General features: G+C 63.7%; 10 protein-coding genes and 2 riboswitches. Of the genes, 9 read left to right on the top strand and 1 reads right to left on the bottom strand.

The genetic code is table 11. From position 1 onward, the window contains the following. Positions 1-2: 2 nt before the first annotated feature. Positions 3-230, top strand: a riboswitch (cobalamin riboswitch). The 5 genes from cobI (at position 217) to ACUCCZ_RS08660 (ending at position 6653) form a co-directional block, all read left to right on the top strand. Continuing rightward, the gene (cobI, locus tag ACUCCZ_RS08680) at positions 217-945 is read left to right on the top strand and encodes a precorrin-2 C(20)-methyltransferase (RefSeq protein WP_428991949.1); all 729 of its coding nucleotides are present in this window, start codon (positions 217-219) and stop codon (positions 943-945) included. (Overlaps the previous riboswitch by 14 nt.) Beyond that, positions 942-1913, top strand: a complete 972-nt coding sequence (gene cobM, locus ACUCCZ_RS08675) for a precorrin-4 C(11)-methyltransferase (protein ID WP_063810876.1) — start codon at positions 942-944, stop codon at positions 1911-1913. The genes cobI and cobM overlap by 4 nt, the downstream gene beginning before the upstream one ends. Further along, on the top strand, positions 1910-4486 hold the full coding sequence (gene cobJ / locus ACUCCZ_RS08670; protein WP_063279361.1) for a precorrin-3B C(17)-methyltransferase: 2577 nt from the start codon (positions 1910-1912) through the stop codon (positions 4484-4486). Before cobM ends, cobJ begins: the two co-directional genes overlap by 4 nt. After that, positions 4483-5754 carry a CbiX/SirB N-terminal domain-containing protein gene (locus ACUCCZ_RS08665; protein ID WP_063279360.1) on the top strand — a complete coding sequence of 424 codons (1272 nt, stop codon included), beginning with the start codon at positions 4483-4485 and terminating at the stop codon, positions 5752-5754. Before cobJ ends, ACUCCZ_RS08665 begins: the two co-directional genes overlap by 4 nt. 62 nt (positions 5755-5816) lie before the next feature. Then, positions 5817-6653, top strand: coding sequence for a VOC family protein (locus ACUCCZ_RS08660; RefSeq protein WP_462981537.1), 837 nt, complete (start codon positions 5817-5819; stop codon positions 6651-6653). A gap of 534 nt (positions 6654-7187) precedes the next feature. Here the strand turns inward: ACUCCZ_RS08660 and ACUCCZ_RS08655 are convergent. Then, positions 7188-7610 (bottom strand): AlbA family DNA-binding domain-containing protein, encoded by a 423-nt coding sequence (locus ACUCCZ_RS08655; RefSeq protein ID WP_435917154.1) that lies wholly within the window; start codon positions 7608-7610, stop codon positions 7188-7190. 423 nt (positions 7611-8033) lie between these two features. Between ACUCCZ_RS08655 and ACUCCZ_RS08650 the strand changes: the two genes are divergently transcribed. From ACUCCZ_RS08650 to ACUCCZ_RS08635, 4 genes are all read left to right on the top strand, one after another. Next, entirely contained in the window at positions 8034-9797 is a 1764-nt protein-coding gene (locus ACUCCZ_RS08650; RefSeq protein WP_435917153.1) for an RNA-binding domain-containing protein, read from the top strand. Between the two features lie 570 nt (positions 9798-10367). After that, positions 10368-10543: riboswitch (cobalamin riboswitch) on the top strand. Positions 10544-10631: 88 nt separating this feature from the next. Continuing rightward, positions 10632-11651, top strand: a complete 1020-nt coding sequence (locus ACUCCZ_RS08645) for a FecCD family ABC transporter permease (RefSeq protein ID WP_179856619.1) — start codon at positions 10632-10634, stop codon at positions 11649-11651. Then, on the top strand, positions 11648-12439 hold the full coding sequence (locus ACUCCZ_RS08640; RefSeq protein ID WP_069101819.1) for an ABC transporter ATP-binding protein: 792 nt from the start codon (positions 11648-11650) through the stop codon (positions 12437-12439). Before ACUCCZ_RS08645 ends, ACUCCZ_RS08640 begins: the two co-directional genes overlap by 4 nt. Position 12440: 1 nt before the next feature. After that, positions 12441-13514, top strand: a complete 1074-nt coding sequence (locus ACUCCZ_RS08635; protein ID WP_202724892.1) for an ABC transporter substrate-binding protein — start codon at positions 12441-12443, stop codon at positions 13512-13514. The last annotated feature ends 146 nt before the right edge of the window (positions 13515-13660 follow it).

Genomic DNA, 13660 nt, shown 5'->3' with positions numbered 1-13660 from the left:
TGGTGTGGTGCCACGATGTGGGAGGATCGATACAACGACCGATCTCGAGGAAGCCGGTGTGAGTCCGGCGCGGTCCCGCCACTGTGACCATCGCCGCGGTGATGGCAGCCAGACACTCGAACGGTTCGTTGCGCACGTCATCGGGCGAGGACACCTGAGGAGGCCGTCATGAGCTATGCCCCTGTACATCCTGACCACAAGTCGGGACGAACCCTCATCGGGGTCGGAGTGGGGCCGGGTGACCCAGAGCTGGTCACCCTGAGAACCGTGCGCATCCTGCGCGAGGCTGATGTCATCCTCGTGCCCTACACCGAGGCCACCACCGACGGTCCCGGACGTGCCGAGACCATCATCACTGCCGTCGCCCCGGAGATCGTCGAGCGCATCAAGCGCATCCCCTTCTCCATGCGGGAGAGGTCTGGTGTCGGCGAGAAGCGCAGGGCCTCCTGGCAGGTATCCGCCGATGCGGCGATCACGGCCTTCGACGAAGGGGCTCGCACTGTCGCCCTGGCCACCGTCGGCGATCCGACGGTCTTCTCCACCTTCACCTACCTGCGCGCCAATGTCGAGGAGAGACTCCCCGACGTCAGCGTCGAGCTGAGCCCAGGTATCACCGCCATGCAGGCCCTGTCGGCGGCGTCCGGGCGCCCGCTGGTGGAGGGCAAGGAGGTCCTGGCCCTCGTCCCGGCCACCGTCGGGATGGAAAAACTTGGCCAGGTCCTCGACCTCGTCGACTCAGTGGCGATTTACAAGGGGGGACGCAAACTCCCAGACGTTGTCGAGCAGCTGCGGCAGCGGGATCGTCAGGCTGTCATCGGCACCGACGTCACGCTGGAGTCCGAGCAGATCGTCACCCTCGGTGAGGTCGCTGATACTCAGGCTCTGCCGTACTTCTCGACCGTCCTCACCACTCCAGAGCGCACCATCACGGGAGGAAAACTGTGAACGAACCTCAAGCTGCACGACCCACTCAGCACGCCTCTGAGAGGGTCTTGGAGGATCTGGACCACAACGCCATCGAGCCGCCTCCGGTACCGTGGCGGGAGATCCCCGAGGGAGCAGGCAGGGTCGTTTTCGTCGGTGCCGGACCGGGCGCTCCGGACCTGGTGAGCCTGCGCGGAGCCCGTGTCATCGAGACCGCTGACATCATCATCTGGGCCTCCAGCCTCGTTCACCCCGACATGGTGGCCCGTCACAAGGCGGGAGCCGAGCTCATTGACTCCGCCTCCATCCCGCTGGAGGACCTCGAGCCCCTCTACACCCGCGCCCGTGACGAGGGGCTGGTGGTGGCGAGGGTCCACACCGGTGACCCGTCCATCTATGGCGCCACCGCCGAGCAGCGCGACCTGTGTCGTCGCATCGGTATCGACTTCGAGACCATCCCGGGCATCTCGGCCTTCTCGGCCGCTGCCGCCCGGATGGACGTCGAGATCACCGTCCCAGAGGTATCCCAGTCACTCGTCCTCACCCGACTGGAGGGCGGGCGGACCCCCATGCCCGACGGGGAAACCGTCGCCTCCTTCGCCCGTCACGGTGCGACAATGGCGATCTACCTTTCCGCGGCCCGTAACAAGGCTCTTCAGGATGCCCTGCTGGAGGGAGGCTACCTGCCCGAGACTCCCTGCATCATCGGGTACGCGGTCAGCTGGCCCGAGGAAATCATGTTCCGCTGCGACCTGGCCCACCTCTCGGAGACGATGCGCAACCACAAGCTGTGGAAGCACGCCGTCGTCCTCGTCGGACCGGCCCTGGCAGAGGGCCCGATCAAGACTCGCAGCCACCTCTACCACCCCGGTTTCCGTCACGAATACCGCGGAGCTGACGCCCAGGCCCGCGCTGACCTCAAGGCCCACGGCACTCGCGGCGTCTACGACCAGAACCCCACGAACTCCGACACGAAGGACAATTCATGATTCGCGTCCACGGATATCTCGGTACCATTTCCGACTCCTTGCGCCAGGAGGTCGCCGATGCTGACCTCGTCGTCGGAGGTCAGCGTCACCTTGACGCCCTCAACGTTCCCGACGAGAAGCGTCAGAAGCTCGGCCTCATCGGCCCTGCCGTCGAGCGAGTTCAGTCCCTGCCCGACGACGCCAACGTCGTTGTCATCGCCTCCGGTGACCCGCTCTTCTTCGGTGTGGTGCGACGTATCCGCCAGGCCGGTCTCAAGGTCGAGGTCGTGACGGCCCCGACCTCCTTGCAGGCTGCTTTCGCCGCCGTGGCCTTGCCCTGGGACGACGCCCAGTTCGTCTCCTCACACTCCAAGGACATCGAGACCGCCATCCGGCTTGCCAAGATCCATCCCAAGGTGGGCGTGCTGACAGCCCCCAACCGAGGCCTGGCGGAATTGGTCGACGGGCTCGCGGGTCGCGGCAAGACCTTCGTCCTCGCTGAGAAGATCGGTGAGGAGGGCCAGCGGGTGCGTGTCCTCGACGAGGAAGCAGCCAGGGCCGTCATTGCTGACGCGGACATCCTCAGCCCCAACGTCGTGCTGGTCCTCGAGCATCATCCGGACTCCCCGGCGGCCCTGGGCATCAACCCGGAGCTGGCCGGTGACGTCAACGTCAATGCTCCCGAGGCCCCCCAGCCCGGCGTCGACACCAACCCGGACGGCTCGGACCGTGACCCGATCATCGGACAGATCATCAATTCCGACGCCGCGGCGGCCCACGCCGAGGCCATCGACCACGTGCTCAAGCGCGAGACCAAGAAGTACGTCGGACCGTCCCGCACCGGGCTGGCGGCGGCCTGGGGCGAGTGCGACCTCATCGTCTCCCACCTGGCCCTGGGTGCCACGACGCGCATCATCGCCCCGCTGCTGGAGTCCAAGAAGACCGACCCGGGTGTGGTCGTCGTCGACGAGGCCGGCCGTTTCGCCATCCCATTGGTGGGTGGCCACGTCGGTGGGGCCAACGAGCTCTCCCGCACCATCGCCGAGGCTCTCGGCGGCACCGCCGTCGTGTCCACCGCCACCGACTCCCTCGGTGTCCCGGCCCTCGATCAGCTCGGTTGGGCCTACGAGGGTGACGTCGCCGGGGTGACCGGATCGATCATCGCCGGACGCCCGGTGCTGGTCATCCGCGAACAGCCCTGGCCGCTGCCCCCACTGCCCAAGAACGTCACCGAGGATGCTGAATCCCCGGTCGCCCGAATCATCGTCTCCGAGCGGGTCGCAGAGCGAATTCGGACTGACCATGGTGACGACCTGCCCACCGTCGTCCTGCACCCGAACTGCCTGGTCGTCGGGATGGGATGTAACAAGGGCACCGAGGTCGAACCGCTGCGAGAGCTTCTCGAGAAGACCCTCGCTGACAACGGTCTGGCTCTTGGATCGGTCACTCGTCTGGTCTCCCACGAGGTCAAGGCCGGTGAGCTCGGTCTCGTGAAGCTGGCGAATCAGCTCGGCGTCGATTACCGCACCGAGTCCGCGGAGGAGCTGGCCGCCCAGGATGTCCCGACTCCCTCCGACGTCGTCGCACGCGAGGTCGGCACACCGAGTGTCAGCGAGGCTGCCGTGCTGTGCCAGGGAGCCGAGCTGCTGGTCCACAAGACCAAGACTCCCGAGGCCACCTGCGCCGTCGGTCGCATCCCGGCTCGTGGTCACCTCTCGGTCGTCGGCCTCGGGCCCGGCTCGCGAGATCTTCTCACCCCGCGCGCCGTCGATGCCATCCGCAATGCCACCTTCATAGCGGGTTATGCCCCCTACGTCCGTCAGATCCGCGACCTGGTGCGTCCGGGTGCCACAATCCTGGCCACCAAGATGGGCACCGAGGAGGAGCGCACCCAGGCGGCCATTGACGCGACCCGCGACGGTCGCAACGTGGCTTTCGTGTGCGGCGGCGACCCGGCCATCTATGCCATGGCCTCCCCGACCCTGGAGATGGGCACCGATGGCATCGACGTCGAGATCGTTCCCGGTGTCACCGCCGAGCTCGCCATCTCGGCGATCCTCGGTGCTCCGCTGGGCCATGATCACGCCACGATCAGTCTCTCGGACCTGCACACCGACTGGGATCTCATCCTCAAGAGGGTGAGAGCGGCTGCCGAGGGGGATCTCGTCACCACCTTCTACAACCCGCGTTCACGTACCCGAACCCATCAGCTCCCCGACGCCCTGGCGATCATGGCTGAGCACCGTCCGCCGTCCACCCCGGTGGCGATCGTCTCCCATGCCGAGCGTCGTCAGCAGGAGGTGATCATGTCCACCCTCGAGGAGTTCAAGCCCGAATGGGTCGGCATGACGACCCTTGTCGTCGTGGGTTCGACGACGACCAAGTACGTGAGCTCCGGAGACGGACGACGCCTCATGGTCACCCCACGTGACTACCACTGGATGGACGGCCACGTCACCGGTGAGGCTCGCAAGAACTACACGCACAAGGACCTGCCCAAGGCTGACGAGAAGACCTACCTGTCCAAGCCGCCGGTCCACTCGACCCGCATGTCCGGGTCCGAGAAGAACGCCGAGACGAAGGAGTCGAAATGACCGATCCACTCGCCAGTGGGACCCCGCTGGTCATCGCAGCACATGGCACCCGTGACGAGTCCGGCGTGGCCGAGTGTCGCGCCCTGGCCGAGCGCATCGCCGGCAAACTGCCCGGCATCCCGGTCGAGCTGGGGTTCGTCGAGCTCGCCGAGCCCAGCATCCCGGACGCCGTCCGTGCCGCCGTCGCCCAGACACCGGAGGTTCCCGAGGGCGCTGACGGTGACGAGGACCCGGCAGCCGCCGTCGTCGTTCCGTTGATGTTCAACACCGGCGGTCACGTCCGGGAGGACATTCCAGAGGCCATCGACGAGGGCCGTGGGGACGCACGCGTCATGTATTCCGCCCCATTGCTGCCGGACGTGCGGATGCGCAAGGCCCTCAACCGTCGTCTCGCCGAGACCCTCGCTGCCGGTGAGGGACGCGAGGAGTGGCGTTCCCGCGACACGGCCGTGGTGTTGGTGGGACGCGGAGCTCTCGTGCCCGATGCCAACGCTTCCCACTACACCCTGACGAGGATGTTCTGGGAGGAGAACGACCTTGACCGGGTTGAACCGGCCTTCATCCAGGTGACCCGTCCGTCGGTTCCCGAGGCCCTCTCCGCCCTGGCTGCCCAGGGTGCCGATCAGATCGTCGTGCAGGGCAATTTCCTCTTCCCGGGGCTGCTGCACGTGTGGATGACCGAGCAGGTGGAGGCCTGGCAGGCCAGCCATCCCGGCGTCGAGATCCGCATCGCCCCGGTCATCGGTGACTGTGACGAGGTCGCTGACGTCGTCGTCGATCGCTACCGAGAACCCCTTGACGAGGTGGGCCTGGGGGAGGGAGCCCCGGTTTACATGACGGGTCTGCGTCTGCAGGGCCGCAAGGTTCTGGTCGTCGGTGCCGGGCACGTTGCCGAACGCCGCGTCGTGAGGCTGCTCGAGGCCGGGGCCGAGGTCCACGTCGTCGCCCCGAACTCCGGTATCCAGCTCACGCGGATGTCCCGCAAGGGATTGGTGGACCTGGAGCGTCGCGCCTTCCAGGTCGAGGATCTTGACGGCGTCTGGTTCGTCCAGGCCCTCACCAACGATCCCGAGGTGAACGCCTTGGTGGCCGAGGAGGCCGATAAGCGCGGCGTCTTCTGTGTGCGTGGTGACAAGGGACGCAAGGGCAGTGCCTTCACCCCGGCCACCGAGAGGGCTGGTGGCATGACGGTCAGCGTCGTCGGCGACCGTACCCCGCGTCGCTCCGCCAAGCTGCGTGACGAGGTGCTGCGAGCCTTGCAGGGCTGAATCTGTCGAGGAGGGATTCCCCGACGATGACGGTTCAGGGCTTTCCTGCCTATCATCGTCGGGTGATCTCCCATGACCTACATGCCCTGGGCTTCGACGCCCCCGATCTCGACGTCCTCGTCAATTCCGCGGCTGAGGCTGGTGCTGTCGGGGTGGAGGACGTCGGAGGGTTCGACCTGCTGGCTGCTTACACCGATCCGTCCGGGGCGCGGCTGGCGCTCATGAAGCAGAAGGATCGCGACGAGATCGAGACGATGGCCTCCCTCGTCGCCCCGACGACTCACCCCGCCGATCTGGTGCGGTTCAGCTCGACGGTGGCACTGGTCGACATCTACTCCCACGCCAACTTGGCATCCATGCTCACCGGGGAGTCGGTGCTCAAGCTGCCCGCCGCCAACCGCAAGCACCTGGCGCGCTTCCTGGCCAATGTTGACGACCCGGTTGAGATACCGCTGTGCCCCGAACCCGGTGACGACACCCCACGCTTCATCGAGCATCTGAGGGTGGGCGCCGTCGCCAATCAGATGCTGCGGGTTTTCGAGTCCGAGGAGGAGTACGGACGCTCTCACGAGGGGTCTCTGGGCGGTACCGGTGATCTGCAGTTCGCCGTCGGAACCCTGATCAGCCCGTGGCTGATGGAGATTAATGCCGGTCGCGCCACTCGCGGGGAGGCCAGCGCCGTCGCCGAGATGACGATGGTCTGCAAGCGGGTCGAGAAGCGCACCAATGAACTCACCGACGTCGATTGGTACCGGATTGTCGGTGACACCTCGATCCCGATGACGTTGGCCGCCCCGGCGAACCTCCCACGGGTTCCCCACGAGGGGTCGATCATCTCCGGTCAGGTCGTACCGGTGGTATCGCTGGGAACCTGGGAGGGTGAATCCTTCTGGGGCTGAGGCCGTGTGCCGGTCCCCCCATGTGGCTGGCCCGTACGGTCAGCGATACTCCGTCCCCCGTGGCACCCCCCAAGCGTTGGGGGTGAGCCAGCTGCAGGCGCCCCCGTTTCCCGACTGTGTCTGTTCTGGTGCCCAGCTCCACGCCGTTCACATGTGTTCCAGGCCTGGCGGGTGGGTCGCCAGACTGCAACTCACACTGCAAGCGTTGCAGTGTGAGTGAAGGTGTGGATGGTTCAGCATACGGTATGGATTCGGTAGCAGGTCGTCCGGGCACCTTGGCGGCCATCCATGACGACGAGTCTTTCCTTGAGCGGCAACGCCAGAGCGTAACGCACCTGACCAGTTGTCAGTCCCGCGTAGTCTGCAAGTTCGTGGATCGTCAGTGCTCTCCCCTGCGACGAGTGTAGCGAGTACGTGCTCCTCGTTGCGGGTTGGGACCGAAGATCTTTGGGGCCCGGTGAGGGCCTCGCTGTCTTCGCTTCGTAGTCGTCATGTTGACGCCACATGAGCGCCGGGTAGTGCCCCTGCGGATAGTCACCCAGGGCATACAGTCCTGCCAACGTTGGTTCTCCCTGATGCTGTCAGCATGTTCGTCGTCCGCAGGATTCGCTCGTCAGCATGGTCGCGCAATCGTCGGTCACTGGTGCGTACTGTCGTCAGATACGACTCCACCAGCTCAGGTTCCAGGTCGTCAACGACACGTCCCCTGGCAGCGGCCAAGTCGTAGTCGATCTGTTCGTCCACATGGAGAACCTCCACCTGTCTGCCGTCAATGGTGAATGTCTGAAAATCCAGATGCGGTGATGCTTGGACGGCATCCCTGGCCTGTGTTGCGATACCCGCCTCCGTTGTTGCGATGTCCTTGACGCCCACCACGTCGAACCGACCGTTTGCTTCGTCCACCCCGAGGATGACTGTGCCGCCATTGGGCATGTTCGCGAATAGCGTCTCCGCCATCTTTGGCACGTTGCCCGATGTTCGTTACTTGCACTGTTGTTTGCAGTGTAAGTGAGAGTGTGCGCGGGCCCGGGTGAGGTGGTGGTCCGGTCTGCCGAGCGGGTCGTGGTCCAGCGACCCCGTGGCAGATGTGCCAGGGATCGTGGGGTTCGCCACCTGGCGTGGCACGAGGTGCCTTGCCGAACCGAAATACCGCACTGAATCATCCGCCGCCCCGCTGTGTTGGCTCATGTTGTCTCAACATGCCAGCCAGTTGTCTCCCCAATCGTGAGGGGACGTCAGATCCATCGAAAATGTGTGCGCACTCCTCGTCGCTGAGCTTGATCATAACTTTTCAGTCATAAAGTTATACTCAATGTCTGGACTGGATGCCTGGTTAAAAGTTTCTGGGCACAAACTTGTAGCTGGAAGTAGACTGCTCACATGGGAACAACTTTCGGGCCAGACCCGATTGCAGTTGAGATCGACGCTGCGCTGGAGCACTTGGACGCAGGGCACCGGGTCCCGGAATGCAAGTATCTTGACTTCAAGGAGGATTCCAGTCGACGAGGCAAGCACGGTGAGTTGCTACTGGGTCGACGTGAGGATGAACGAGCCGCTGAGCAGCTTGCCGGTGAAGCCGCGTGCATGGCCAACACCCCTGGGGGTGGTGCTCTGATCGTCGGAGTCAATGACAAGGATGATGGACCATTGCTCATCGGTACATCCTTGGATACCGAGTGGTTGCGGAGGAAGATCTATGAGCACACCTCTCGCGCGTTGACTGTTGACGTCCGAGAAGTCCACGTTCACGATGCCAGGTTGTTGATCGTCAGATCACCCACCGCGCTGGAACCGATCAAGGTCAAGGGAAAGATCCGCTGGCGGATTGGTGATCATTGCGAGGAGATCGACGCAACGTCATGGCACCACCGCCATCAGTACTCTATCCGCTACGACTGGTCGGCGCAGTTCTCAAACGTGAGCCTGGAGGAAGTGCGACCTGCTGCCCTTGACGCAGCACGCGCCTTCCTCCAAGCCAGCACCGACGAGGCGGCGGTGGAATTGGCCAACTGTACGAGTCGTGAGTTGCTGTCCCGGTTGAACGCCATTGATGGTGAGGGCAAGCTCACCAATGCTGCTGCTCTGGTCTTTGTGGGGCGTCCCGAGCCATGCCTTGACTACATACGTCGTGACATGCCCGGTCAGGACAGCGGTGACCGAGTACGTATTGGTGGGGTATCACTGCTTGAGCAGCTCCAACGGGTGTTCGCCGTCGCGCGGGCGTACAACCCTTTATCGCATGTGTCTTCGGGACTTGTCGAGGGGCAGGTCCGCCAGCTGCCGGAACGTGCCATTCGTGAGGCCATCGTCAATGGGTTGGCTCATCGTGAATGGGGGCTGCCCGATGCAACGCTCATCGAGCACAATGGAGCCGTCTTGCGAGTTACCAGCCCCGGAGGATTCTTCGGAGGTGTGACGGCTGAGAACATCATCACCCACCCATCGACGTCCAGAAACGTTGCTCTCACTGAGCTCTTGGCATCACTTCGAATTGCAGAACGTGAAGGTATCGGAGTTGACCGTATGGTTGGTGATTTGCTTCGCCGGGGGCTTCGCATGCCGACCATTCGGGAAATTGACGGTCCCTATGTGGTGACGACGCTTTCCGGTGTCGATCCTGACGTGGCATGGACATCGTGGCTCACTGGTATGGATGTTCCCGAGCTCATGCAAAATCTCCGCACTTTGATGGTTATGCGTTTCCTCACTGATCATCTCTGGATCGACGAGGACATTCTTGCTCCCTACCTGCAAGTCCCCGTCGAGGAAGTTCACGAAACTCTTGAGCTTCTACGGCAGACGGAGTGTGATGGCGAACCCTTGCTGAAGCCCATCCGCGGCGTTCCCGACGAAGTCCTCCCCGCGTTTACCCTCTCCAAGAGAGCAAACAAGCAGCTGGACATGGAATATGCGAATCGCGGTTTGAAGCGTTCAGTGCCTAGTAGAGCAGTGACGGCTCGTCAATATGCCCGGCATCGAGGGCGTATCAGTACGACAGAATTGGGCGTCATCCTGGATGTGTGGGCTTCCAACGTCGGACAGGTCCTCAAGGATCTCATGGCTGACGGAGTACTGCAGCCTTCGTCAGAGGCAATGGCAGGTCGCGGATTTCACTACCTGTGGACAGGTGACGAGGCATCCTGACTTTTTCAGTCCTTATGATCCATCTCGCCAAGTTCCTGGTCAGGCAGAGCGTGTTCCGGTACACCGGAAAGCTAAGTGCACTTCCCCTTTCGGGGCGGTGGAGCACAACTTTTTGACCGAAAGATTGTACTTGCACCCTCGGATTGGGTGTCTGGGTGCAGTCTTCGAGGCTGCTCCCTGTGGTTCTGGCTGCTGAACCAGTCGAGAAAATTGTGCTTACCCTCGCGCTTGTGCTGTTGAGCAGAATTTTTCAGCCACAAAGTTGTACTCCAGGCATGAAGCGGCGGCGGGAGCACAACTTTTCGCAGTGTGGGGAGCTCTGCGCGGTATGGAGATCCTGTCGGTGGCGGTGTTGTGGTCCGTTCGTCTCTGTGGCAGATGTGTCAGGAGTCGTGGTGTCTGTCACCTGGTGTGGCACGAGGTACCTTGCCGAACTGAATTACCACGCGGGTGCGAAGTACCCCGTCGATTGCGCTCGGTGGGTTCCGAGGCGTGTGCCGCACGCGATCCGGCATGTCTGTGACAAGGGGCTGGCGGACGGCACGTCGCGAAGTGCGTGTCACAGGTGCTAGCCTGTCTCGCATACATGGTGCGGCCCCGATGAGGCCGCAGTGAATCCGGTGAGAATCCGGGACTGTTGCGCAGCGGTGACGGTGACGACGTCGGCAAGACCACTGGGAGTGATCCTGGGAAGGGCCGACCGAGAGTGATCCGAAGTCCGAAGACCCCATGTATGACTTGTGTCGTTCGGGCCTCGCATCAAGGTCCTCGCACCCAGAAGGAACAGCTATGCCTTCCTCGAGACGGTCGGCCGAGCGTGACCGCCGGTTGCGGGTGGCACCCCTGGTGATCATCCTCGTCGTGCTCATCGTCGTCAGCGCCGTCGTCTCGCTGACCATTGGTTCGGAACCATTGCCAATGCGTGGCGTTCTTGACACGGTTGGTGCCAGGATCACTGGTGAGCCGGGCCCCGACCCGACGATCGATGTCATCGTCTGGGACCTGCGTGCCCCCAGGGCACTGCTGGCGATCATCGTCGGAGCCGGACTCGCCCTGGCCGGAAGCGGTATGCAGACCCTGGTGCGCAACCCGCTTGCCGACCCCTACCTGCTGGGTGTCTCGGCCGGTGCGAGTGTGGGGGCCACCGCGGTCATCGCCCTGGGGATGTTTGCCTCCTGGGGCCCTCACCGGCTCACCATCGGAGCCTTGGTGGGGGCATTGGGCGCCGCCGGTCTGGTGTACCTCATCTCCATGGCCCAGGGCGGCATGACGCCGCTGCGGCTGGTGCTCTCGGGCGTCGTGCTCTCTGCGGCATTCTCGGCACTGGCGAGTTTCCTCGTCTTCCGCAGCTCGGACCCGCGCGCGGCGCAGTCGGTGCTGTACTGGATGCTGGGATCGGTGTCCGGTGCCACTTGGGACAGTTTGTGGGTGGCAGCCATCGTCACCGCTCTGTCCGTGGTGCTCATGATCGCCTTCTCGGGTTGGCTCGATGCCCTGGCGGCTGGCACCGACGTCGCTCGATCCCTCGGCATCCCCGACACCAGGGTGCGTAAGGCGTTGTTCGTCGGCAACTCGGTACTCGTCGGGGTGCTCGTGGCGGTCTCGGGCGGCATCGGATTCGTCGGACTCGTCATTCCCCACATGTCACGGCTGCTCGTGGGAGCCAGTCACCGGTCGATGCTGCCCGTCGCCGCCGCCATCGGCAGTCTCTTCCTGCTGTGGGTGGACGTCGGCGCCCGCGTCATCGCGGCACCACAGGAGGTGCCTCTCGGCGTCGTCACCGGGTTCATCGGCGCTCCCATCTTCCTGTACCTCATGGGGCGCAGCCAGTACCGATTCTCGAGTGAGTCATGACACGTCTCGAAGTTTGCAACGTCCAGTGCCGCATCAACGACCGCATCATCGTCGACGACGTCAGTTTCACCGCCGAGCCGGGGGAGCTCACCGCCATCGTCGGCGTCAACGGAGTCGGCAAGTCGACTCTGCTGCGATCCATCGCCGGGGTGCGTCAGTTCAATTCCGGAGACGTCCTGCTCGACGGCACCTCCGTCACCGACTACACCCCCATGAAACGTGCTCGGCTCATGGCCTTCGTCGGGCAGGAGGAGTCGCCATCGCCAGACCTCCTGCTGGGTGAGATGGTTGCGCTGGGACGTACTCCGCATCGCAAGCCGTGGCAGGTGGGGCAGCGTTCCGAGCGAAGGATCATCCGGGATTCCCTGGCCTTGGTCGGACTTGACCACCTCATCGATCGTCGCTGCGACCACCTGTCCGGCGGTGAACGGCGTCGCGCCGTCATCGCCCGTGGCCTGGCCCAGGGTGCAGACCTCATCATGCTCGACGAGCCGACCAATCACCTCGACGTGCGCCACCAACTCATGCTGCTGGACACGCTGCGCGCCAGCGGTCGGACGGTGGTCGCCACCATCCACGATCTGGGCATGGCCGCAGCCCACTTCGACCACGTCGTCGTCCTGGCGGATGGCGGAGTGCTCTCTGCAGGTCCGGCCCGTGAGGCGCTCAGCCCATCGAACGTCGCGACGGCATTCCACGTCGTCGCACACCATGTCACCACCCCCGATGGCAGCCAGGAGCTCGTGTGCACTGCGCCGCTGCCTGAACTCATCAGAGAGGAAAACTGAAATGTCCACCAAATTCCTACCCGTCGTCATGGCCGCCTGTCTGGCCGTGGGACTCACCGCCTGCGGCAGTGGGTCCACTCCCAAGAGCGGCGACTCCGCCAAGGACTCCGGCGAAGTCACCGTGACCAACTGCGGTAAGAAGGTCACCTACCCCAGGAATGCCGAACGCCTCTACGTCAATGACGGCAGCATCATCGCCATGACGCTGAGCGCCGGGGCACGCAAACAGATCGCCGCAGTGAGCTCGATGGGCCGGGACAAGGAGATCCTCACTGCCAAGTACGGGGCCGACACCATCAACAGTCTGCACGAGGGCGTCAAGGGTTACATGACGCTCGAGTCGATCATCGCCAACAAGCCCGACGTCGTCGTCGCCGGCTGGGACTACGGATTCTCCGAGGCGAACAATCTCACCCCCGACAATCTGCACGGCAAGGGCATCAACAGCTATCTGCTCACCGAGTCCTGTCGACAGAAGGACGGCCAGAGCGCCCGCGGCGTCATGGATCCTTGGAATGCGGTGCGTACCGACATCACCAATCTCGCCATCCTCACTGGGCACGAGGACACCGGCAAGAAGGCCGTGAAGGACATGGATGATCGTCTTGGTGCCCTTCAGAAGGCTCCGAAGGCCAAGAAGACCCCGACGGTGCTGCTCTTCGACTCCGCCAAGGACACCGTCTTCACCAGCGGAAGCAAGGGCGGCCCACAAGCCATCATCAACGCGGCGGGTGCGCAGAACGGCGCCCATGACGTCAATGACACCTGGGTGCGCATCGGCTGGGAGAAGGTGGCGAAGATGAACCCGGACGCCATCGCCTTCGTCGACTACGACGCTCAGCCTTACAGCGAGAAGATCAAGATCTTGGAATCGAATCCGGCGACCAAGAACCTGGATGCGGTGAAGAAGAAGCGCTACCTCAACCTTCCCTACGCCATGTGGACCTCTGGTCCGCTCAACATCGATGCCGCCGAGCACCTGAGGGTCAGCCTGGAGAAGTGGGGGTTGGAACCCCAGTCGTCGATCAAACCCCAGCTGAAGATTCCGGCCTCCGTGCCCGGGCACGAGGGCTGAGAGGTAGCTGCGCCGCTTCGGTACCCCTTGGCTTCACAGGTGCGGTGTCTGTGACGTTGACGTGGTTGTCGTTGACCATGACGACGGCGAGCAGGGGTGCAGATCTCCGGACAGGCGAGTTACGGAGCCTGGCTGGGATGGTGAGA

Source organism: Cutibacterium nasicola, from assembly GCF_052654715.2.
Note: the sequence above shows the minus strand (reverse complement) of the source record. Positions and strands in the feature narration are given on the sequence as shown.

Bases quoted from the DNA above. Each gene is read 5' to 3' on its own strand.
- ACUCCZ_RS08650 (WP_435917153.1), top strand. From the start codon at position 8,034: ATGGGAACAACTTTCGGGCCAGACCCGATTGCAGTTGAGATCGACGCT.
- ACUCCZ_RS08655 (WP_435917154.1), bottom strand. From the start codon at position 7,610: ATGGCGGAGACGCTATTCGCGAACATGCCCAATGGCGGCACAGTCATC.
- ACUCCZ_RS08635 (WP_202724892.1), top strand. From the start codon at position 12,441: ATGTCCACCAAATTCCTACCCGTCGTCATGGCCGCCTGTCTGGCCGTG.
- cobJ (WP_063279361.1), top strand. From the start codon at position 1,910: ATGATTCGCGTCCACGGATATCTCGGTACCATTTCCGACTCCTTGCGC.
- ACUCCZ_RS08640 (WP_069101819.1), top strand. From the start codon at position 11,648: ATGACACGTCTCGAAGTTTGCAACGTCCAGTGCCGCATCAACGACCGC.
- ACUCCZ_RS08665 (WP_063279360.1), top strand. From the start codon at position 4,483: ATGACCGATCCACTCGCCAGTGGGACCCCGCTGGTCATCGCAGCACAT.